Origin of the sequence: Pandoraea bronchicola, assembly GCF_902459805.1 — a bacterium.
Classification (GTDB): domain Bacteria; phylum Pseudomonadota; class Gammaproteobacteria; order Burkholderiales; family Burkholderiaceae; genus Pandoraea; species Pandoraea bronchicola.
This window is the reverse complement of sequence record NZ_CABPST010000001.1, coordinates 734,032-756,489: the sequence shown is the minus strand read 5'-3', so window position 1 is coordinate 756,489 and position 22,458 is coordinate 734,032. Positions and strand designations below refer to the sequence as shown.

The 22,458-nt window shown below is 64.9% G+C and carries 18 protein-coding genes; 5 read left to right on the top strand and 13 right to left on the bottom strand.

Features of this window, described 5'->3' with window-relative positions:
* The first annotated feature begins 3 nt into the window (after nucleotides 1–3).
* Complete coding sequence (locus PBR20603_RS03415; protein ID WP_217425938.1) at nucleotides 4–1,008, top strand: diguanylate cyclase; 1,005 nt, start codon at nucleotides 4–6, stop codon at nucleotides 1,006–1,008.
* A 15-nt stretch (nucleotides 1,009–1,023) separates the two neighbouring features.
* The gene (locus PBR20603_RS03410; protein WP_150558099.1) at nucleotides 1,024–1,761 is read left to right on the top strand and encodes a glutathione S-transferase; all 738 of its coding nucleotides are present in this window, start codon (nucleotides 1,024–1,026) and stop codon (nucleotides 1,759–1,761) included.
* A gap of 13 nt (nucleotides 1,762–1,774) precedes the next feature.
* On the opposite strand, the gene PBR20603_RS03405 is transcribed toward PBR20603_RS03410, so the two are convergent.
* The 3 genes from PBR20603_RS03405 to PBR20603_RS03395 all read right to left on the bottom strand — a co-directional run bounded on the left by PBR20603_RS03405 (nucleotide 1,775) and on the right by PBR20603_RS03395 (nucleotide 4,933).
* Nucleotides 1,775–2,377 (bottom strand): GNAT family N-acetyltransferase, encoded by a 603-nt coding sequence (locus PBR20603_RS03405; protein ID WP_150558098.1) that lies wholly within the window; start codon nucleotides 2,375–2,377, stop codon nucleotides 1,775–1,777.
* Nucleotides 2,378–2,510: 133 nt separating this feature from the next.
* Nucleotides 2,511–3,938, bottom strand: coding sequence for a TAXI family TRAP transporter solute-binding subunit (locus PBR20603_RS03400; protein ID WP_150558097.1), 1,428 nt, complete (start codon nucleotides 3,936–3,938; stop codon nucleotides 2,511–2,513).
* A gap of 74 nt (nucleotides 3,939–4,012) precedes the next feature.
* Nucleotides 4,013–4,933, bottom strand: a complete 921-nt coding sequence (locus PBR20603_RS03395; RefSeq protein ID WP_150558096.1) for a LysR family transcriptional regulator — start codon at nucleotides 4,931–4,933, stop codon at nucleotides 4,013–4,015.
* Between the two features lie 264 nt (nucleotides 4,934–5,197).
* On the opposite strand from PBR20603_RS03395, the gene PBR20603_RS03390 reads away from it, so the two are divergent.
* Nucleotides 5,198–6,388 carry a M20 aminoacylase family protein gene (locus PBR20603_RS03390; RefSeq protein ID WP_150558095.1) on the top strand — a complete coding sequence of 397 codons (1,191 nt, stop codon included), beginning with the start codon at nucleotides 5,198–5,200 and terminating at the stop codon, nucleotides 6,386–6,388.
* Between the two features lie 47 nt (nucleotides 6,389–6,435).
* A complete protein-coding gene (locus PBR20603_RS03385; protein ID WP_425495786.1) occupies nucleotides 6,436–7,695 on the top strand; it encodes an MFS transporter in 1,260 nt (419 codons plus the stop codon).
* Nucleotides 7,696–7,758: 63 nt separating this feature from the next.
* On the opposite strand, the gene PBR20603_RS03380 is transcribed toward PBR20603_RS03385, so the two are convergent.
* From PBR20603_RS03380 to PBR20603_RS03350, 7 genes are all read right to left on the bottom strand, one after another.
* Entirely contained in the window at nucleotides 7,759–9,261 is a 1,503-nt protein-coding gene (locus PBR20603_RS03380; RefSeq protein WP_150558093.1) for a M81 family metallopeptidase, read from the bottom strand.
* Nucleotides 9,258–10,520: a Zn-dependent hydrolase gene (locus PBR20603_RS03375; protein WP_150558092.1), complete on the bottom strand. Its 1,263-nt coding sequence runs from the start codon at nucleotides 10,518–10,520 to the stop codon at nucleotides 9,258–9,260. Before PBR20603_RS03375 ends, PBR20603_RS03380 begins: the two co-directional genes overlap by 4 nt.
* Nucleotides 10,521–10,637: 117 nt before the next feature.
* Nucleotides 10,638–11,339, bottom strand: a complete 702-nt coding sequence (locus PBR20603_RS03370) for an ABC transporter ATP-binding protein (RefSeq protein WP_150558091.1) — start codon at nucleotides 11,337–11,339, stop codon at nucleotides 10,638–10,640.
* Nucleotides 11,336–12,112, bottom strand: a complete 777-nt coding sequence (locus PBR20603_RS03365; protein ID WP_150558090.1) for an ABC transporter ATP-binding protein — start codon at nucleotides 12,110–12,112, stop codon at nucleotides 11,336–11,338. The genes PBR20603_RS03370 and PBR20603_RS03365 overlap by 4 nt, the downstream gene beginning before the upstream one ends.
* Nucleotides 12,109–13,098 (bottom strand): branched-chain amino acid ABC transporter permease, encoded by a 990-nt coding sequence (locus PBR20603_RS03360; RefSeq protein ID WP_150558322.1) that lies wholly within the window; start codon nucleotides 13,096–13,098, stop codon nucleotides 12,109–12,111. The genes PBR20603_RS03365 and PBR20603_RS03360 overlap by 4 nt, the downstream gene beginning before the upstream one ends.
* The gene (locus tag PBR20603_RS03355) at nucleotides 13,098–13,955 is read right to left on the bottom strand and encodes a branched-chain amino acid ABC transporter permease (RefSeq protein WP_150558089.1); all 858 of its coding nucleotides are present in this window, start codon (nucleotides 13,953–13,955) and stop codon (nucleotides 13,098–13,100) included. The genes PBR20603_RS03360 and PBR20603_RS03355 overlap by 1 nt, the downstream gene beginning before the upstream one ends.
* A 140-nt stretch (nucleotides 13,956–14,095) precedes the next feature.
* Nucleotides 14,096–15,301: an ABC transporter substrate-binding protein gene (locus PBR20603_RS03350; protein WP_150558088.1), complete on the bottom strand. Its 1,206-nt coding sequence runs from the start codon at nucleotides 15,299–15,301 to the stop codon at nucleotides 14,096–14,098.
* 272 nt (nucleotides 15,302–15,573) lie between these two features.
* Between PBR20603_RS03350 and PBR20603_RS03345 the strand changes: the two genes are divergently transcribed.
* On the top strand, nucleotides 15,574–16,614 hold the full coding sequence (locus tag PBR20603_RS03345) for a FadR/GntR family transcriptional regulator (RefSeq protein WP_174977759.1): 1,041 nt from the start codon (nucleotides 15,574–15,576) through the stop codon (nucleotides 16,612–16,614).
* A gap of 14 nt (nucleotides 16,615–16,628) precedes the next feature.
* Here PBR20603_RS03345 and PBR20603_RS03340 read toward each other — a convergent pair whose 3' ends face one another.
* The 3 genes from PBR20603_RS03340 to PBR20603_RS03330 all read right to left on the bottom strand — a co-directional run bounded on the left by PBR20603_RS03340 (nucleotide 16,629) and on the right by PBR20603_RS03330 (nucleotide 22,233).
* On the bottom strand, nucleotides 16,629–17,699 hold the full coding sequence (locus tag PBR20603_RS03340; RefSeq protein WP_150558087.1) for an agmatine deiminase family protein: 1,071 nt from the start codon (nucleotides 17,697–17,699) through the stop codon (nucleotides 16,629–16,631).
* Between the two features lie 63 nt (nucleotides 17,700–17,762).
* A complete protein-coding gene (locus PBR20603_RS03335) occupies nucleotides 17,763–18,332 on the bottom strand; it encodes a molybdopterin-dependent oxidoreductase (protein ID WP_150558086.1) in 570 nt (189 codons plus the stop codon).
* Nucleotides 18,333–18,471: 139 nt separating this feature from the next.
* Nucleotides 18,472–22,233 (bottom strand): ATP-binding protein, encoded by a 3,762-nt coding sequence (locus tag PBR20603_RS03330; RefSeq protein ID WP_150558085.1) that lies wholly within the window; start codon nucleotides 22,231–22,233, stop codon nucleotides 18,472–18,474.
* Nucleotides 22,234–22,458 lie beyond the last annotated feature (225 nt).

The following is a 22,458-nucleotide window of genomic DNA, read 5'->3' as shown; positions in this document are numbered from 1 at the left end:
CAAATGACCGGTGCCGAGAGCAGCCTGAACGATTCGTCGGCGATGGTATTGCTCGTCGACGATCAGGCAATGGTTGGCGAAGCGATCCGCCGGGCGCTGGCCGGCGAAGCGAATATCGACTTCCACTACTGCTCGAATCCCGAAGACGCGCTGCGCGTGGCGGAACAGACACGTCCGACCGTGATCCTGCAGGATCTCGTGATGCCGGGCACCGACGGTCTGTCGCTGGTGCGGCAGTATCGTGCCAGTCCGCTCACGCGCGACATTCCGATCATCGTGCTCTCGACGAAAGAGGAATCGACGATCAAGCGCGAAGCCTTCTCGGCCGGGGCGAACGATTATCTGGTCAAGCTGCCCGATACCATCGAGCTGGTGGCCCGCATTCGTTATCACTCGCGCTCGTATATGAATCTGCTTCAACGCGACGAGGCCTACCGCGCGCTGCGCGAGAGTCAGCAGCAGTTGCTGGAAACGAATCTGGAGTTGCAGCGGCTCACGCACTCCGACGGCCTCACGGGGCTGGCGAACCGCCGCTATTTCGACGAGTACTTCGGTGCGGAATGGCGTCGCGCGTTGCGGGAGCAGCGCGAGATGGCGTTGCTGATGATCGACGTCGACAACTTCAAGATCTATAACGATACCTACGGCCACATCGCTGGCGACGACGTGCTGCGCCGCGTCGCCAGCACGATCGCCGATGCGGCGTCGCGTCCGGCCGATCTTGCGGCGCGCTTCGGCGGCGAGGAGTTCGTGATGGTGCTGCCGAACACGTCGGCCAGCGGCGCGGCAGTCATCGCAGAGAAGGTGCGCGCTCAGATCGACGCGATGGCGATTCCGCACGTGGGCTCGGCCAACGGCCGCCACGTGACGATCAGCCTCGGGGGCGCCGCGTTGGTGCCGCGCACCCACATGGCGTCGACCTCGCTCATCGAGTCGGCGGATCTGGCGCTCTATCGCGCCAAACAACAGGGCAAGAATCGCGTGGAGATGCAGCCGGGCGCTTCCTGAGCCTGAGGAGGGAACATGACCTTCGAGCTGTTCTATTGGCCGGGCCTGCAAGGGCGCGGCGAGTTTGTCCGCCTCGCCTTCGAGGCCACCGGCACGCCCTACGTGGAGATCGTGCAGGGCGACGGGCCCGGTCAGGGCATGGACGGCCTGCTGCACACGATGGACGATCCCGCGTGCATGCACCCACCCTATGCCCCGCCTTTCCTGCGCGTAGGCGACGAACTGATCGGGCAGACGGCGAACATTCTGGCGTATCTCGGACCGCTGCTCGGCCTCGTGGGCGAGTCACCGCGCGCGCGCCGTTGGGTCAACCAGTTGCAGCTCACGCTTGCCGATCTCGTTGCCGAAGTGCATGACGCTCATCATCCCATCGCGGGCCGTCTGTACTACAGCAATCAACGGGCGGAAGCGCGCAAGCGCACGGCGGAACTGATCGATTATCGTCTGCCGAAATTCTTCGGTTACTTCGAGCGCGTGCTGGCGAACAATCCGCTGACGGGCGGCTGGCTTGCCGAAGGCGCGATGTCTTATGCCGACCTCTCGCTGTTTCAGGTCATCGAAGGGTTGCGCTACGCGTTTCCGCGCGCAATGTCCGGGTTTGCCAAGGCGTTTCCACGCTGTCAGGCGGTGCGTGACGCCGTGGCGAGAGAGCCGCTGATCGCGGCCTATCTGACGTCGTCGCGACGCGTCCCGTTCAACACCACGGGCATCTTCCGCCACTACAAGGCGCTTGATCGCGCGTCGCCGTTCTGACGCGGCCGCCGGGTCACTCCGGCAGCGTCGTGTCGCCCGCGTTGAGCGGGCGCTGCATGAGTACGGTGTCGACCCAGCGGCCGAACTTGAAGCCGACTGACTTGAGCACGCCCGCCTGGACGAAACCGCACGCGGCATGCAGACCCAGCGACGCGGCGTTGCCGCTGTCGCCCACATTCGCAATCAACTGGCACCACGGACCGCCTTCGCAGCGCGCAATGAGCGCGAGCAGCAGCGTGCGGCCCACGCCCTGTCCTGTCGCATCGGCGGCGATATACACGGAGTCTTCGAGCGTGAAGCGGTAGGCCGAACGCGGCCGGTAGTGTGTGGCATACGCATAGCCGAGCAGCTTGCCGTCGCGTTCGGCGACGAGGTACGGCAGTCCGGCGTCGAGCACCTTCGCGCAACGCGCGCGCATCTCGCTCACCTCGGGCGGCACCTCCTCGAACGACGCCGAACCGGTGCGCACATGATGGGCGTAGATGGCCGTGATGGCCGGCAGATCGTCGTCGCGCACGGGACGCACCGTGCAGGTATGACGCGCCAGTTCGGTGCCGGCGTGTTGCGGCGTGCCGGGTGCGCTGGAATGAGAGGAGCGAAAGGAGGACGACGACATACGAACCGAGCAGAACATTGGATTTCACAACGCACCGGTGTTCCGGTCCGTGACTGTCAGTAGTTTGCGCTTCGTCTTTCCCTAAGAAAAGCTGGTGCTGGTTATAAATTGCATAAGCATTACTTTGAGATGCTCACGCGCCGCGCGCGCTTTCCTCACCGGCGGCAGGCGGGGCGCTGCCTGCCGGCTGGCGCGCGTCGCCGACAGCCAGGTCCGGCGCGGCATTCATGGCGTCGAGCCGATGACGCACGAAGCCGATGTGTTCGCGCAGCACGTAGAACTGGTCGGCGTAGGCGAGCGGAATCTTCAGGCGGTTGACGGCGGCTTCGATCGCGTCGAGCCGCTGGCGCAGGCTACGGTATTCGGTGTGCGCGTCATCGGCCAGCGCTTCGCGCTCCAGTGCGATGAGCGCCCCGTACCAGCGGTACAGCCGCGATTTCACCCGCCAGCTATACAGCGACGGTACCAGCCGGAACGCTGGAATCAGCACAACGATGATCGGCACGAGCAGCACGACGATACGGTCGGCGAGGCTCGCAATCCAGAACGGCAGATGCCGGTACAGGAAGCCTTTGCCCGACTGGTAGTAGCGTGCGGCGTCGTCGGAGATCGGGAATTCGTGGACCTGAGCCGACGGGAATTCCCCGGCACGCTGCAACAGATTGGCCTTGCCGTGCACCTCCTTCGCAGCTTCGATCAGCAAGTCGGACAACGCAGGGTGCAGGCTGTCGCGCGCCACAAGTTCGACGGTCGGGCTGATGACGTGCACGGGCTGCGCCGGGAGGTTGCGCCCGAGGTCGAAGACACCACGCGGCAACGTGAGCTGATTCAGATAGGTGAAGCGGCGCGTGTACGCGTCTGCTTGCGCAAAGTCCATCAGATGTACGCCTGCGGTACGGATCAACTTGCCCATCGTCGGGCCGGTGGCGGTGTCGCCAGTGAGCATGGCGGCGTCGACACGGCCGTCGATGAGCGCTTGCGCGGCCTCCTGCCCGTCGTAGGCCGTGAGCGTGGTGGCGCCGCCGGGCTCGATGCCGTTGGCCTTGAGCAGCGTGAGCGACAGCGCGCGTGCGCCGCTGCCTTCGCGGCCGATGGCGATGCGTTTGCCCGCCAGGTCGGATAGCTTGGTGACGCGCGTGCCCCGGTAGAACACGGAGATCGGCGCGTAGAACATACTGCCGAGCGAGACGAGGCCATCCACATCGAGGCCCTGCGATACGCCGCCCTGCACCAACCCGAGGTCGACGTCCTGCTTCTCGTCGGCGAGGCGCTCGATGTTCTGGCGCGAGCCTTCGGAAGTGAGGACGTTGAGCGTGATCCCGTCGCGCGCGAGGATCGTCTTGTATCGTTGCGCGGCGGTCCAGAACGAGCTGCCTTCCGGGCCGGCGCTCAGGGTCACGGTGCGCGGCGGCGCAGGCTTCACGAGCCATACGGCGAGCCAGACGGCCGCAATCGAGACGAGCACGACAGGGCCGAAGGAGACGGCGAGATCGCGCCAGGAAATCGCGACGAAGCGCGCGCGGAGTCGCCGGTGGGCGGGTTGGTTCGAGTCGGTTGTCATCTAACAGGCAGGAATATCCAACACCCGGCCGATAATACGCCATCTGCGGTGATGAGCTTTGCCGCGCGGGCAAATCAGCGGTGGGCGAGGCTTTGGGCGAGTTGTTTCCAGAGATGGTCGGCCGCGGGCGACAGTCGGCGTCCCACGCGCGTCATCATCTGGCTGGAAAAGCCGGTCGCAATCGGATGGTCGATGGGGATGGCCACCAGTTCGCCGAGTTCGATGCCGCGCCGTGCAGTGATCGCCGACATGAAGGCCACGCCAAGGCCTGCCGCCGCGAGCGTCTGCGCGGTGTTGAACAGATCGACACGGTAGGCGGGGGTCACGTTCAGACGTGCGGTATCGAGCACCGAGTGGACGAAGTGCTGCACGCCGTGCGCTTCGGTCATGAAGATGAGCCGCTCGTGCGCCAGCTCCGAGGGGGGCACGCTCGCCATTTTCGCGAAGCGATGCGTGGGCGCGACCACGGCGCATAGCGCTTTCGCTGCAAAGGGATGAATGCGCATGGCGGGATCGTCGGCGGAGCGTGCGCACAGACCGATATCCACCACATCGTCGCGTACGAGCGAGAGCACCGCGGGCGTTGGGCCGGAGCGGATTTCGACGAGGATGTCCGGGTAGCTCATCGAGAAGCGCTGCAACGCCTGCGCAATCAGGCGGCCGATGAAGCCCTCCCCGACACCGATGGCGACCCTGCCTCGCTTCAGATGCCGGTACTCTTCCAGCCGCGCCGACAGATCGCGCTGACGCCGTTGGCCGTCGCGGTAATAGTCGATGAGCACCTGCCCGATTTCGGTAACGCTCACGTTGCGCCCGCGCCGCTCGATCAGCGGAAAACGCAGACGCCGCTCGAGTGCCGCGATCTGCCGGCTGACCACGGACGGATTCACGCCCAGCGCTTCTGCGGCCATGCGCACGCCGCCCGTCGCGGCAATCTCGGCGAGGTATTTGAGCGGACGCTCGCCAATGTCGTCCATCCACGACTCGTTTGTCATGTTTGCTTCACCGTTACTTTCGCGCGAATACGTCGGTTGGGCCTGGCATTGGCTCAGTGGCCGCCACCGGGGCATCGAATGACCGGGAGATCTCGTCAAGTCATTGAATCAACGCGGGTTTTAGTCACGGATGCCGACATCTTCCGGGCGTGGACGCACGTTCTATTGTTGACTTGAGAGCAACATTTTGACGTGGTTTGCGTCATGGGTGGGGAATTTCGTCGGTGCAATACTCCGCGTTATTCAAAAAAAGAGGAGCCCCCGATGAGCGAGATTCGCTATTGCGAAGTCGGCGATTTGGCCGATGCGCGCGAGCAATTGGCCGACATTCGTCACCATATCCACCAACACCCCGAGCTGTCCTATGAGGAGGTCGACACGTCGCGTTACGTGGCGCAGAAGCTCGAGAGCTGGGGCTATCAGGTCACGCGTAACGTTGGCGGTCACGGCGTTGTGGCCTCGCTCACCGTGGGCACCAGTGCTCGCATCGTGGGCGTGCGCGCCGACATGGACGCGCTGCCGATTCATGAGCAGACCGGTCTGGCCTACGCCAGCGTGCACGACGGCAAGATGCACGCTTGCGGCCACGATGGCCACACGACCGTGCTGCTCGGCGCCGCCCAGCATCTTGCGAAGACGCGCAATTTCGACGGCACCGTCCATCTGATTTTCCAGCCTGCGGAAGAAGCCGGTTCGAACAGCGGTGCCGAGCAGATGATTGCAGACGGCCTGTTCGAGCGCTTCCCGTGCGAGGCGATCTTCGGCCTGCACAATCATCCGGGCGTGGCGACGGGGACGTTCGGTTTCCGTGCCGGTCCGCTGATGGCCGCGTGCGACACCGTCAAGATTCGTATTCACGGCCGTGGCGGCCATGCGGCACGGCCGCATCTGGCCATCGATCCGGTGGTGATCGGCAGCAGCCTCGTGATGGCGCTGCAATCCGTGGTGGCGCGCAACATTGACCCGACCGAAGCCGCCGTGGTGACTGTCGGCACCTTCCACGCCGGTTTCGCACCGAACGTGATTCCCGAAGACGCCACGATGGAAATGAGCGTGCGCTCGTTCTCCCCGAAGGTGCGCGCCACACTCGAAGCGCGTATCCGTGCGCTGGTGAAGTCGCATACGGAAGGCTACGGCGCGAGCGCCGACATCGAGTACATCCGTGGCTATCCGGTGCTCGTGAACAGCGAGGCGGAAACGGAATTCGCACGCAGCGTGGCCGAAGAGCTGGTCGGTGCCGAGCACATCATCTCGCCGTTCCCGCCGATTGCGGGCAGCGAGGACTTCGCCTACTACCTGCAGAAGGTGCCGGGCTGCTTCATTCGCCTGGGTAACGGCGAAGGCAAGCCGATGCTGCACAACGCCAAGTACGACTTCAACGACGACAATCTGACCATCGGTGCCGCGTTCTGGACGCGTCTGGTCGAACGCTTTCTTAGCAAGGATCGTGCATGAGCATCGCAACGCAATCGTTCCCGGCTGACGGCGTACAGCCGTCGCAAATGAGCCCCTCGCAACAGCGCAAGATCGTTTTCGCTGCGGTCATCGGCAATCTGCTGGAATTCTTCGACTTCACGGTCTACAGCTATTTCGCGCTGACCATCGGCAAACAGTTCTTCCCGGCGGATGACCCCATCACGTCGTCGCTGCTCGCGTTCGCCGTGTTCGCGGTGGGTTTCGTGATGCGCCCGCTCGGCGGCATCGTGATCGGCCGCTACGCGGACCGTGCCGGCCGCAAGCCGGCGCTCACGCTCACCATCGGCCTGATGGCACTTGGCTCGGTGGCCATCGGTCTCGCACCGACCTATGCGCAGATCGGTCTGGCGGCACCGCTGCTGATCGTTGCGGCGCGCTTGCTGCAAGGCTTCGCGCAAGGCGGCGAGTTCGGCGCGGCTACGGCCACGCTGCTGGAAATGGGGGGCGCGAAGAGCCGCGGCTTCCGTGCGAGCTGGCAGTTGGCGAGCCAGGGCGCGGCTGCCCTGCTCGGCTCGGGTCTGGCGGCAAGCCTCGGCTTCCTGCTCTCGGACGACACCATGCATAGCTGGGGCTGGCGTATCCCGTTCCTGCTGGGCACGTTGATTGCACCGGTCGGTATCTACCTGCGCCGTCACATTCAGGAAGAGCCGCCGAAGCCGAAGACCGTTGCCGGTCGCGACGATCCCAAGCATGGCGTGTACGTGCGCAACTGGTTCCTCACGATCTTCTCGATCATGGGGATGTCGGTGTCGACGTACGTGATGATGTACTACATGCCGACGTACTGCATTCAGTACCTCGGGCTGCCGCCGAAGATGTCGATGCTCGCAGGCGTTGCCGCCAGCACGATCTCGCTGGTGATGTGCCCGATCTATGGTGCGCTGTCGGACAAGATGGGCCGCCGCAAGCCGCTCACGATCATCGGCCGCGTGGGACTCATCGTGCTGCTGTATCCGGCGTTCTGGATCATGACGCACTTCCCGTCGCTGCCGGTCGTGCTCGCCGCACTGATCGTGCTGATGCTCTGCTACACGATGGGTTCGGCGCCGGCCTATGCCCTGATGCCGGAGAACTTCCCGAAGCATCTGCGTGCGGGCTACATGTCGAGCGCGTATGCAATTGCGGTGTCGGTGTTCGGCGGTACGGCGCAGCTCGTGGCGGGTTGGCTGATTCGCGTGACCGGCAACAAGATGGCGCCGGCCTGGTACATGATCGTCTGCGTGATCATCTCGCTCATCGCCGTGTCGATGTTCGAAGAAACCGGCAACAAGGCCCTCGACGAGTAAGCGCTCGCTGAAGTCGGGTGATGCCGAAAAGGCGGCGACGGATTCCGTCGCCGCCTTTTTTCGTTATGAACGCACGAATGTCGCGTCGCGATCGAGCGGATACACCGGACGGTTCACGCGCGAGAACGGGAACAGCCCGTAATTCGAACTCGTCACGCCGTCGCTGTCGCATTCGACGAGCCCTGCCGAGATCGGCACGAACACCGGGCGGCAATACATGCGCGACTTGAGCAGCAGGAAACGTTCGCTGCGCGGATCGAGACCAACGCATGTGAATACGCCGTGATCCCACGGCTCGTGCGTGCGCTCCGTCACCACAATGCGTGCCGCGCCGGTGTCGAACAGCACCGTGCGCCCCATGTGGCAGCGCTGGCCGGTGTACGTCGGCCCGGTCACGATATATTCGCCGTCGCTGATCTTGCGCACGATGCCGGTGAGGACCGGCGGCGTTTTGGTGATGCCCAACTGCGACAACGGCCGTTTGTTGCCGATTGCGAGCGTGACCTCGGCGCCCTCGCCTGCGGCGATCAGCGTTGCCACCGCTTCCGGGTCGCACAGCGGTCCGACGCCGATGCCTGTGAGTCCGCCCGCGAGCGCAGCTTCCAGCACGTCCATCGTGTCGCAGGTGCCGCCCGACATGCAGTTGTCGCTGTGATCGAGCAGCAGCACCGGCTTGCCGGCACCTTCGGCCAAGCGCTTCGCTTCGGCAATCGATTCGGCGAGCGGTGCGCTGCGATAGACGAAGCCGTCGCGTTCATCCCACGCTTGTGCGGCAATTCGATCCGCGACGGCCTGCGCACGTGCCACGCCCGCCTCGCCGTCATCCGCCGTTACCACGACGCTGATGCACGGCGCCGGAATGTCCGCGAGCGAGAAACCCGAGAACACCGACACGGCCGGAATGCCCTCCTCGGCTTCGGCGCGGCGTGCGGCGTCCAGCGCGCGCTTCATCGCGCCGCCGTGACTGGTGCTGCGCAGCGAGTGCACCATCAGCGGCGGCTGTCGCCACACCACCGTGGGGCGGCGCTTGCCCGCGAGCATGTCGAAGAGAAGGCGTCCAGCGTGCTCGCCGGTCTCGTACATATCGACGTGCGGATACGTCTTGAAGCCGACGACGATATCGGCATTCGTCACGATCTTCGGCGTGACGTTCGCATGGAGGTCGAGCGCCACGGCAATCGGTGTGCCGGGCGCCGCCGCGCGCACGCGCTCGAGCAGATCGCCTTCGCCGTCGTCGCTGTTTTCGGCGACCATCGCGCCGTGAAGATCGAGCAGAATCGCATCGACGCCGCTCGCCGCTGCCACGATCCGCTGGCAAAGCGCGTCATAGGCGCTCGCCGCTACGGGACCGCTCGGGTTAGCCCCGGCGGACACGGGCGTCACCATCTCGGCGCCCGCAGCTTCGGCCAGATCGATGAACGCTGCCATTGCCGTGCGCATGCCCTTGTTGTCGCGATAGGCCGCTTCGTCGTAAGTCGGCCCGTGATTGCCGAACGCTTCGAGCGGCGTGGGTACCGGCGAGAACGTGTTCGTCTCGTGATTCACCCGCGCGATCATGACTTTCATGCGGCACCCCCAGCGCGTTGCAGCATCGCCTGCAACAGCACGTTACAACCGGCTTCGAGGTGTGCCGGATCGGCATCCTCGATTTCGTTGTGGCTGATACCGTCCTTGCACGGCACGAAGATCATTGCCGTCGGGGCCACACGCGCGAGATACACCGCATCGTGCCCTGCACCGCTGATCGCATCCATCGACGACAGGCCGAGCGCTTTCGCGCCGTCGCGAATCGCCTCGACGAGTTCCGGCGCAAAAGGTTGCGGCGGGAAATACACGACCTGTTCGATGGCGACGTCGATACCCTTCGTGCTCAACGCCGTGCACTCGGCGCGCAGCTTGGCGTTCAGGGCGTCGAGCGTGGCGTCGTCGGCGGCGCGCAGATCGACAGAGAGCTTCACGCGACCCGGAATGACGTTGCGTGAGTTCGGATAGTTGTCGACCCAGCCGACCGTGCCCCGTGCGTGAGGTGCGTGCTCGCACGCGATGCGGTTCACCGCCTGAATCAACTGCGCGGCGGTGAGCAGGGCGTCGCGGCGCAATTCCATCGGCGTGGGGCCCGCATGTGCCTCCATGCCGGTGACGGTCACGTCGTACCAGCGTTGCCCGAGCGCGCCCTGCACCACGCCGATGGTTTTCCCATGGGCTTCGAGCACCGGGCCTTGTTCGATGTGGGCTTCGAAGTAGGCCCCGACGGCGCCTGTCTCACCAACCGCAGATTCCTCGCCGGCGTAGCCGATGGCGCGCAACGCGTCGGCGACGCTCACCCCGTCGCGATCTTTCTGCGCGAGCGCGTGATCGAGCGTGAAGGCACCGGCGTACACACCGGAGCCCATCATGACGGGGACGAAGCGCGACCCCTCTTCGTTGGTCCACACGGCAACTTCGAGCGGGGCCTGCGTCACGATGCCGTTGTCGTTGAGGGTGCGCAGCACTTCCAGTCCGGCGAGCACACCGTAGTTGCCGTCGAATTTGCCACCGGTCGGCTGGGTATCGATGTGGCTGCCGGTCATGACGGGCGGCAGCGCATCGTTACGCCCCGCGCGGCGCGCGAAGATGTTGCCGATGGCGTCGATACGCACCGTGCAGCCGATCTCCTTTGCCCACGTCACGAACAGATCGCGACCCTGCCGGTCGAGATCGGTCAGCGCCAGGCGGCAGACGCCGCCCTTCGCGGTCGCGCCGATTTGCGCGAGTTGCATGAGGCTGTCCCACAGGCGCGCGCCGTCGACGCGCACTGCGGCAGCCGGTTGATCGAGACGTTCCATGTTCACAAGTCCTTCAGGGCGTGCGCCGCGCGGGTCACGGACGACGCATACATTGGCGAACGGCGCGCTCGCCTAGCGGCTTGACGACGCGCGCCGGGGGAATGAGGGATGCGCGGCTCACGCCACGCCCACGCCGAGGTAACGGTCCTTGACGACCTCGTCGGCGAGAAACGCGGCGTTGTCCGCGCCATACACGATCACGCCTTGCTCGACGATGTAATGCCGGTCGGCAAGCTGCGTGCAGACTTCCAGATTCTGTTCCACGAGCAGAATGGCCACGCCCGCCTGCTTGATGAGCTTCAACTGCGCCACGATCTCTTCGACGATCACCGGTGCAAGACCTTCGACCGGCTCGTCGAGCATGAGCAGGCGTGGATGATTCATCAGCGCGCGTCCGATCGCCAGCATCTGTTGTTCGCCGCCGGACAGCTGCGCGCCACCATTCTTGCGGCGCTCCTGCAGACGCGGAAAGATGCGGTAGATGTCGGCGAGCTGCCACGGCGAATCGCGTCGCGCACCGAGTTTGAGGTTCTCTTCCACGGTGAGCAGCTTGAAGATGCCGCGATGCTCGGGCACGAAACACACGCCGCGCGCCGCGATGCGGTGAGCGGGTTGTCCGGCGACGGGCTTGCCCAGAAACGAGATGCTGCCCGCTTTGGGCGTCACCACGCCTGCAATGGTTTTGAGCGTGGTCGACTTGCCCGCGCCGTTGCGGCCCAGCAGCGTGACGAGTTCGCCGTCGCCAACGTTTAGCGTCACGCCTTGCAGAATGTGGCTCTTGCCGTAATAGCTGTGAATGCCTGCGACGTCGAGAATCATGCGCGGCCTCCGGTAATCATGTTGCCGAGATAGGCGGCGCGCACGCGGTCGTCGGCACGGATCGCGTCGGGTTTGCCTTCGACCAGCACGCGGCCCTGCTGCATGACGGTGATCGTGTCGGAGATGTCCATCACGATGTTCATGTTGTGCTCGATGAGCACCACGGTGTGATCGTCGCGCAGGCCACGGATGAGCTGCTTCATGTCGTCGAGGTCGTCGATGCCCATGCCGGACGTCGGCTCGTCGAGAAAGATCGCCTTGGGACGCGCCGCCAGTGCCATGCCGACCTCCAGGCGCCGCTGCTGCCCGTGCGAGAGCGCGCCCGCAGCGGTGTCGGCGTGGCGCGTGAGGGCGAGCCGCGTGAGCACGTCGTCGACGACGGCGGCGCAGGCACGCGGGCCATCCGCCTTGCGCCAGCACGAGAGCGCATGGCGTGGCGTGACGCCCAGCGCGGCCAGCCGCAGGTTCTCGCGCACCGGCAGGTTCTGGAACAGCGCCGTCACCTGAAACGAACGGGCGATGCCGCGCTGCACACGCCGGTAATCGGCTTCGGTCGTGACGTCGTGACCGTCGAACACGATGCGCCCGCCCGACACCGGCACCGTGCCGGTGAGCATGTGGAACAACGTGGTCTTGCCTGCACCGTTCGGACCGATGACGGAATGCACCGTGCGCGGGGCCACACGCAAATCCACCCCATGCAGCGCCGTGAACTTGCCGTAGCGTTTGACGACGCCGCTGGCTTCGATAAGCACGTTAGGCGCTTCGCTCATGTCGCATCTCCCTGCGTATCCAGTTTGCCGCTGGCGTCGCCGCGTTTGCCGGTGATGCGGTACCACAGCGATTCCCCCACGCCCCACAGACCCCGATGCATGAACAGACTCACGGCGATGAGCAGCAGGCCGAGCAACAGCAGCCAGCGCGGCCATAGCGTGGAGAGCCAGTCGGCGGCGAGCACGTAGAACGCCGCACCCAGTACCGAGGCGAACAAATTGCCCGTGCCGCCGATCACCGTCATCACGAGGATCATTTCACTCGTGTGGTATTCGATGTTGGACAGCGGTGCGATGCCCGTCATCAGCGCATGCAGCGCGCCCGCGAGCGCCGTGACGGCGCCTGAGATGGCGAACGCCACGAGCTTGAACGTCTTCACGTGATAGCCGATGGCGGCCGCACGGGTCTCGTTGTCTCGAATGGCGAGCAGCGTGCGGCCGAACACCGAATCCGCCACGCGCAACAACACCGCGAAGACGATCAGGAAGACGACGGCGACGAAGGTGTAGTACTGCCACGGCGTCTCGAGCGGAATCAGCGTCTTGCCGCCGAGCGTCAGCGACTTGCGCGGGATGTCGAGCAGTCCGTTGTCGCCGCCGGTCCAGTCGGTTGCGGTGTACGCGAGGAAGTAGAACATCTGCGCGCACGCCAGCGTGAGCATCACGAAGTAAGTGCCCTTCTGCCGGATCGCAAAGCTGCCGACGACAGCCGCGATGACCGCGCCCAGCACGATCGAGGCGACGACCGCGAGCGGCATGGGCAATGCGGTGCGCGTGAGCATGATGCCCGCCGTGTAGCTGCCCAGCCCGAAGAAAATACCCTGACCGAACGACAGCAGGCCGGTGTAGCCGAGCAGCAGATTGCAGCCGAGCACGGCGAGCGCATAGACGAGCACCTCGGTCGCGAGCGTGCCTGACGACAGCGTGACCGGCAGGATCAGTGTGACGGCGGCAGCGAGCAGCCAAAAACGGTAACGTACCAGCATCATCCTCTCCCGAGCAGGCCGTGCGGACGCATCAGCAGCACGGCTGCCATCGCCACGTAAATCATCAGTCGTGCGCCTTCCGGCCAGATCGTGCTCATCAGACTCTGCACGATGCCGATCACGAGACCGCCCACGAGCGCCCCGGCGAAACTGCCCATGCCACCGATGACGACCACCACGAAGGCGATGCCGAGCGCTTCGATGCCCATGAACGGCTCGACGCCGCGCACCGGCGCGGCCAACACACCGGCCAGCGCAGCAGTGCCCGCGCCAAGCGCGAAGGCGAGGCTGAACACACGGAACACGTTGATGCCGAGCAACGACACCATCTCGGACGATTCGCTTCCCGCGCGCACCGCGCTACCGAGGCGTGTGCCTTCGAGCAGCCACCAGAGAACGGCGGCGAAGACGGCGGTGAAGCCGATGAGAAAGAGCCGGTACTTCGGATAGATGAAGCTGCCCCACATCACGACACCGTCGAGCACCTCGGGTACGGCGACGTTATCGCCGAGCGGGCCCCAGACGATGATGACCAGTTCCTGCACGACCAGCGCGAGGCCCACCGTGACGAGGATGTGGAATTCGTGCGCTTTCTCGTAAATGCGCGAGAGCAGCACCTTTTCGGCGATCCACGCGAGCGCGCCGACGACGATCGGACAGAGAATCAGCGCGAGCCAGAACGACAGGCCCCATTGCAGCGCTTGATAGCAGAAATAGGCGCCCAGCAGATAGAAGGCGCCGTGCGCGAAGTTCACGAAGCGCAACAGACCGAAGATGATCGATAACCCGACGGCGAGCAGGAAGTACAGCATCCCGATCCCGACGCCATTGATGACTTGCAGCAGATAGACGTTCATGCGCGTCCCGGAGAGCTTGAGTGGACGTGGAGCACCGTGTGCTGCCGGGCTTTCGCCGTGCAGCACAGACGACACCTGCGGGGACGGCAAGGCGTCCCCGCGAGCGAGACTTCAGACAGCGCTTGTGCCGCGCGGCGTCGTCAAGCCATCTTGCACTCGGTCTTGTCGAGCGGCAGGAACGATTTCCCGGCGCTGACAATGTCGGCATAGTCGTCGGCGTTTCTCATCTTCGACTTGGCCTTGCCCTTGAGCAGATAGTAATTCTTGAGGACCTGATGGTCGCCCTTGCGGATTTCTTCCGGCCCCGTGAGACCGTCGTATTTCATGCCTTCCATTGCGGCGATGACGGCTTTCGGGTCGGCGCTGCCTGCCTTGATCATGCCGTCGAGCATGAGCTTCGTGCAGATGTACGAGCCCGCGAGGCTGTAGTTCGGGTTCTGCTTGAAGCGATCCTGCGTGCGCTTGACGAGATCGAGGTTCAGCGGTGCGGCCACGGCGTGCCAGTATTGCGCGCCGAAGTACACGCCGTCGCACAGATCGGCACCGAGCGTCTCGAACTGCTCCAGCCCCGAGGCCCATGCCATCAGAATCGTGCAGTTCTTCTTCATGCCGAAGCTCACCGCCTGACGCAGCGTGTCGGACGATTGCGAACCGAAGTTCAGGATCAGGAGCACGTCGGGCTTGGCGGCAGCCGCATTCGTGAGATAGCCCGAGAATTCCTTCTCCGTGAGCGAGTGATAGCTATTGCCGACGTGCTCGATGCCCTTCTCCTTGAAGATGTTCTTTGCGGCAGTGAGCAGGCCTTCGCCGAACACGTATTGCGGCGTGATCGTATACCAGCGCTTGGCCTTGGGCATCGATTCGATCAACGGGCGAACCGTCTGCTCGATGGCGCCGAAGGTCGGCACCGACCAGCGGAAGGTGGCGCTGTTGCAGTCCTTGCCCGTGATTTCATCGGCGCCGGCCGTGGTGATGAAGATGCCGCCGGCTTTCTCGGCTTCCTTGCCCATTGCCAGCGCCTCGGACGACAGAATGCCGCCGGCGAAGAAGCGCGCCCCCTTCTGTTGCGCGATCTCCTGTACGCGGCGGATGGCCGTGGCGGGTTTGCCCTCTGTGTCGAGGGTGGTGTAGGCGAGCGGGCGGCCCAGCACTTTGCCGTACTGCTCGACGATGAGCTTCATGCCGAGATCGGCGAATTTGCCATTGGCGGCGAACGGACCCGACATCGGCACCGGACACGCCAACTGAATGGCCCCGGTACTTTGCGCGAACACGTCGCGAGCGGTGAATAGGGAGCCAGGCAGAGACGCCGCAGCGGCGAGCTTCAACAGTTCACGACGATTCAATTGGGTCTCCAGCAAAGAGAGCAATCGTTCATGGGGTGCAAACGTGCAGCGCGTCACACGCTGGCCGGCCAGTGACCTGAGAAATTCGAACTGAGTCAGAGACCTGACAGCAACGACTTGCAACGTCCGGGGCCTTATCCCTATCCGTCATATTTATAATGATAAATAGGATGGATTTGATCGTAGGTATAATGCTTTGGAGTGTCAATCGGAAAAAATTCCGAGGTGGCACAGTCCGAAATTCGTATGAACAGACCCCTTAGAGGCGCTACATGGCATTGGATGCGCAAATGGTGCGAGAGCCGTTGGAAATCAAACAGCAAAAACGCGGCGATCTCGTTGCCGAAGCCATCAAGCGTCTGATCACCGAGGGCAATCTGCTGCCCGGCGATCGTCTGCCGCGCGAAGTCGAGCTGCAGCAGATGTTCGGGGTGTCGAAAAGCACCATTCGCGAAGCGCTCAAGTCGCTCGAAGTGCAGGGGCTCATCAAGGTGAGCACCGGGCCGTCGGGGGGCGGCATGGTGGTGGAGGTGCCGCTCGAGCGCACGTTCCAGCTCATGCAGAACTATCTCTTTTTCAAGGAAGTGAGCATCGACGACATCTATACGGTGCGTCAGTTGCTCGAGCCGGAGCTGGCGGCGGGGGCCGTGCCGCATCTGACCGAGGCCGATTTCGAAGCGCTGGAACACAACATGGCGTGTTGCAGCCCGGCGTCGCATGACCGGCGTGAATTGCTGCGTCAGCGTCAGGCCGATGTGGACTTTCACGACATTCTCGCGGCCGCGAATCCCAACAGTTTTCTGCGTTTCACTTGCGAACTCGTCAACGAGATGATTCGCCAGTTGATCGTGTTCGGCAACGAGACGCCGCGCCGGGAGCACGAGAAGTTCGGTACGGCGAACGTCAACATCCACCGCGAGATTACCGACGCGGCGCGCGCAGGCGACGCGCAGCGCGTGCGCGAACTCATGCATTTCCACATGCAGGAGGCGCGCACCTATATCAAGCGGATGAACGGAAAGCTGCGCGGCCGTCTGATTCTCGATTCGGATATCGTCGACATGCAACAGCGCGTGCGCTCGCAACTTGGGGCGGGTGCGCCTCAGATGCCGCGTCGCAAATCTGCGGCGGTGAAGGCGCCGCCTGACGCCGGCGTCGCACCGCGCAAGCGTGCGACACGCAAGATGGCGGGTGAGGGGAACGTGGCGTCGAAGCCGGCCAGCAAGACCTCAGCGAAGCCAAAGACGGCAGATACGGAGACGGCTGCGGCGAAAGCGGCAGCCCCGCGCAAACGTCGTGTGGCGTCGAGCTAAGACGCTCTGATGGCTCAGGGCAGGGCGGCGGCGGGCTGCTGTTGCGTGCAGCAGTGAATGCCACCGCCGCGCCGGGCAATCCCGCGAAGCGGCAACTGCACGATGCGTCGGTCGGGGAACGCTTGTTTCACGACGTCGTGCGTACGCGCATCGGCCACCGCGTCGCCAAACGACGCCATCACGACGCCCCCGTTGGGCAGATAGAAGTTCACATACACCGGCGCGAAGTCGGGATCGTCTGCGACGTTGGCGGGCAGCGCATCGAAGTCGGGGGACGGCAAGATGCCGATGTCGAACGGCCGTCCGCGGGCGTCGCGCGCGAGCCGTAGCGCACGGAGATTCTCTCTCGCCTCGCGCGACCATTCGTCGTTCCCGTCTGCGCCCGTTGCGAGCAGCACGCCGGGTCGTACGAAGCAGGCGGTGCCATCGACATGACCGTCGGTAATCGTGTCGAGCCACGAGCCCGGCAGCCACACAACGTGCGTCACGCCCAGCCAGTGACGAAATACCGCTTCGGCCTCGCGGTGCGTCAGACCGGGATTGCGGTTTGCGTTGAGAATCGACGTCTCCGTCACGATCAGCGTGCCTTCGCCATCCACATGCAACGATCCGCCTTCGGCCACGAGCGACGCGGGCGATGTGCCGGCGCCGAGCGCGCAGGCAACGCGTTCCGCCACGCGTGGATCGGCGTCGGGCATCGGCCGCATCTTTTGTCCCCAGCCGTTGAAGTTCCAGCGCACGGCGTGCAGTGTCATCGCGTCGTCGAAGACGAAGGTCGGGCCGGTGTCGCGCATCCAGTGATCGTCCACTGGCATGACGTGGAGCGTGGCGCTGCCGGGCAAAAACCGCAGCGCTTCGTCCAGATGGGCCGGATCGACGGCGACGCGCAAGGGCTCGAATTGGGCGATCGCATGTGCGATCGCCCCCAGTTCATGAATGACTTCGTGCCGTCGTGCGCCCGACACGACGCTGTGGCTCGGCCACGCCATCCAGCAGGCGGCATGCGGATGCCATTCGGGCGGCATGCGCCAGCGGCCGATGGCTTGCGTGCCTGCCGCGTCGGAGTTCTGGTGAGGTGCCGTCATGTTTCGCGTGACCGTGAGAAGAGTGCCACCAGTGTAGGGGGCGCACGGCAGTCGCGAAGGGGGTCAAAGCGCGTGCGGATCGGCCAGATGGACGGTGAGGCGCTTGAGTGCTCGCACCTGACGTAGCGCCACGCGCAAATCGCACGTCGAAATTAGGCCGATGCCTCCCTCGTCGTCGCCAAGCGGGAGGCCGTCGCGTTCATAGACGACCAGCGCACCGACGCCGACCGGCGTGTTGTACAGCTCGTGCCACGAGAACATGACGGTGTAGCCGTCAGCGCCTTGCGCCAGCACGAACGCCCGTGTGAAGTCGCGCGCTTGCGGCAGACGCAGGCGTGCGATGTCGAGCAGCGCGGTCAGCCGCACGCCTTTGTAATCGCTTGCGCTTCGCACCGTCCTGCCCGACAGACAGACGACGTCGAGCGGCCCGGTCAGTTGCGTTGGCAAACGCATGAGCGAGCAGAGATCGAAGGAGTGACGACGATTGACGCAACCTGAGACGACGACTTCGCGTGAGACAAGCGGGGCGGGGGCCTCGCGCGCGGGGCTCACCAGCGTGAGCGGCGCGCCGTTGGCGCTCAGGCGACTGTCCGGCGAAGCGCCGGACGGCATACGCAAGGGGTCGATGGGCATGTCGGTTCGGTATGGGCTTGGGGGCACCGGTCGCCTCAATATAGCGGCCGGGCCCCTGGCGGACATACGAAGCGCCTGATAGCGCCTATTCGCAGGGCTTGAGCGTGCCAAGTACCGGCAACGACTTGCCGGTACCCGGTCAACTTCCGTAGCGGGCAGTGCGGTGCACGGATTGAGGGGCCAACATATCGGCAATCATGGCGCGCGCCTCCTGCACGTCGGCGAGCGTCTCGCCGCCATGTAGCGCGTCGAGCGCCTCGCGCAGCACCCTCAAGCGTTCGTCGTCTCCGGGCGCATTGCCGCCGCTCAGACGTAACAGACTGAGTGCAGCACGCAAGGTGAGCATCGGCGACGCCTGCGCGCGTGCGATCTGCAACGCCTGTTCCAGACACGGGCGCACCACTTCCTCGGGATGATGACCAGCGCGCAGGAAGTCGCCTTTCTGACGCAGGAATTCCGCTTGCCAATGGGCGTCGTTGCGGCGCGCTGACACGTGCACACCACGCTCGGCCGCGTGCAGCCCGAGGGCAATGTCGCCGGTGCCTGCACAGGCTTCCACCAGCAATCCGAAGAATATGCCTTCGACCCCGCCCATGATTTCGCTCAGGCGTCCCACGCTGTCGGTGATGCGCTCCAGGCCATTCACGTCGCCGCGTGAGGCGAGTGCCCATCCGCGAATCGTCTGTCCGGCGAGCGCCCAGAGTGCAACGCCTGTCTCCGTCGCCACTTCGGCGGCTTCGCTCGCCAGCGCCTCGGCAGGCGCGACTTCGCGACGCAACCGTCGCAACAACGCCGCAAACACCAGCGCAAACGAGAAAGAGTAGCGACGGCCTTGCTGGCGTCCCATTGCCAATGCCTCCTCGCTGGCTGCGAGCGAGGCGTCGTGGCGTCCGGTGAACCAGTACGCCCATGAGAGGAACGACAGGCCGGTAATGCGAGCGTCTTCCCCAAGGCCGGTGTCGGCGTGTTCGGGACGGTAATACGCGAGGCCCGTCTCCAGTGCCTTCACGGCATTACCGAAGTCACCCTGGCAGCACAGGCTGTTGCCCAACGCATAGTAAGCGTGCGCGAGCAGCGGCGCGGCGCCGGCCTGCTCGGCGATGAGGATGAGTTTGCGCGCGAGTTCGACGCTGCGGTCGAAGTCGCTCCACGAACTGGAACCGAGCCACAGCCCCCAGTAGACGGGGAACAGCGCGACATCGTCGCCCATCGGTTGCGCCAGAGCGAGCGCGGTTTCGAAATTGTGGCGCGCCGGTTCCGAGCCGTAGCCATGCAGCGAGACGAGCGGCACGCCGAGCGCCATGCGCAGTTGCAATTCTTGTTGTGCGGTCTGGGCACTGGTACCCGTCTGCCGCAAGACGTCCAGCGCGCTCTGGTAGTGGGCGCACGCTTCACGGAATGCCTGACGGCCTGTCGCATACTCGCCCGCGAGACGGTAGTGCTCGATGGCCGCCTCCGGTTCGTCGGCCTGACGGAAATGCCACGCGAGCACTTCGGGTTCGGTCTGCACGGCTGTCGCGTCATGTTCGCGCATGGCGAGCGCGATCCGGCGGTGCGCATCCTGACGGCGTTCCTGCGGCTGCGCGTCGTAAGCGGCCTTGTGCAGCAGCGCGTGACGGAAGACGTAGCGGCCGCTGTCCCGACGCTGCACGAGGGCGCAGGCGACGAGCGTGTCGAGCGCGCGCTCGACGAGCGCCATCGAACGTCCGCTTGCGGCGGCGAGGACATCGGCCTGAAACTCCGGGCCGAGGCACGATGCAAAGTGCGCCACTGGCTTGGCGCTGCCCGCGGCGTCGATGCGGGCCATCATCAATTCCTGAAGGCTGGCCGGCATCGGCATGGTGCCGACGGCACCGCGTCCGCCTTGTTGTGCGGCGGTGGCTCGCGCCAGCTCTTGCAGGAACAGCGGCACGCCCTCGGCCAGATTCACGATGCGCTCGCGCATGGCGGCCGGAAGCGCCACGCGCGGCGTCGCCGCGCGCACGATGGCGGCGGCCGCACCCGCATCGAGCGGCGCCAGATCGATCCGGCGCAAACCCGCCGTGTGATGCCACGGCAGCTCGAACTCGGGCCGTGCGCACACGATCAACAAGCGGCCGCCGGGCGGATTCTCCGCCATGAGGGCGAGCAATTCCTGCGTGGACGGATCGGCCCAGTGCGCGTCGTCGAGCACGAGTACGCCGCCGTCGGGCAGCAGCGTGGCGAGCAGCGCCGGCGCTTCGTCGAGCACGGCCTGTTTCCAGGCGTGCGGCACGTTGCCGTCGGCGTGCATGTCGAACAACGCGTGCAGGCGACGATGAGCGAGCAGGGCGGGTTGGGGGAGTTGCGAGGCGTCGTCAGCGGACTGCGTGCGCAGCCAGCGGGCAATCGGATGGAACGGGGTGCCTGCGCCGTCTTGTGCGCAGGCCAGATCGATCACGCGCAGACCACGCGTTTCGACGAAATGACGCACCAGCGCCGACTTGCCGATGCCGGCCTCGCCGATCACCAGCGCGAGCACGCCGTGAACAGCACTGGCGTCGCGCATGGCCGCGTGCGCGCCGGCGAGTTCGGCGAGCGCCGCGTCACGGCCGAAGAGCATGGCCGCGCGCCGGCGTGAGCGGCGTTCCGGCGTTGGGTCGGGATTGACGCGAAACACCGCGATATCACGATTGGCGTGGCGCTCGCGCACACTGCCATGCGGCGTGGTCGCGATGGCTACGCCAATGAGGCGTTGCGTGGCATCGCAGATCACCACTTCGCCGGGCAACGCCATGTCGGCCAGTTGCGTGGCTGAGCGTGAGACACGTCCGCCCGTATCGGGACTGTCGTCGGCCACCGAACTGATGACGAGTCCGGTGTGAACGCCTGCACCAATGCCCACGCGTGCCGTGCTTGCCTGCACGCAGCGCAAGGCGGCTTCGACGGCATGACGGCCGGCGCCCTCGAGCGCGGTGGGGTAGCCGAAATAGCCGAGCAGGCCGCCCGTCGGCGTGCGCATGGTGTAGCCCCACGACTGGCGCAGGATCGTTTCGCATTGCACGAGCGGCGGACGCATCATGCCCACGAGCTGATCGGGGTCGTCAAAGCCGTTGGGCGCGAATTCGATGGCCACGACCGTCAATTGGCGGCGCTCGGGCCCCGTGGCGCGCTGCTCCATGCGTGCGGGCGGTGTCTCCAGCAACTGCGTCAGCGCCTCGCCGGGCAATTCACCGAGTTCCTCGTGCAGGATGTCGCACAGGCGGCGGTATTCGGTTTCGGCTTCGTCACGACGTCCGGCGCGCAATAGCAGGGCAAGCAGACACTGCCAGCCCGACTCGTCGAACGGCGCGAGAGCGACAAGCTGTCGTGCGTGAGCGAGTGCCTGATCGAGGTCGCCCAATCGCGCGTAACCGTCGGCAAGCAGTCGTTCGCCGAAGACACGGCGGCGCTGGTATTCGTCGCGTTGCAGCTCGATCCACTGTTCGAGATCGGGCGTGTCGCGCACCGACAGGCCGTGAAGGAAGGGGCCTTGGTAAAGCGCAACGGCGTCGGCCAAGTGCTGGAGATGGGCGGCGAGATCCAGCCCCGTCACCCCGTCGAGCGTGCGATGCGCCTGCTCGATCATGCTCGCGAAGACATGGGCGTCGATCCACAGACCCGTCTCGGGACGCAGGCGCACGACCTGACGATCGGATTCGAAGAGTTCGTCACCGAGGGTGTCGCGCAGATGGAAGAGCATGCGCTTGAGCTTGTCGCGGCCACCCTGGCCGTCTTCTTCCGGCCAGAACAGGTCAGCGAGTGCGCCGCGAGTGTGATAGCCCGGTTGCAGGGCGAGATAGGCCAGCAGCCCGCGCGCCTTCGTATATTTCACGGCGCAGGCTTGTTTGCCTTGTTCGACCCGCATCGGTCCGAGCAGGTAGAGCGATCTGGTGGCTTGCATTGTCCCTGGACGGCAAATAGGCAACACCGGCGCACACGTATGAGTGTTGCACCGGGGTCGCGAATTTCATGATGTCGTCGAGCCAGACCGACGGTTCCGGAAGGCAGCGAGCGCTACCGTCGGCGCCGGACAGTCGGTAATCTGGCGAGACGCCAAGGCCGTTCCGGGGGGGCTCCGGCCGAATGCTTCAGATATTACGCACTCAAGTATAAACACCTGTATGAA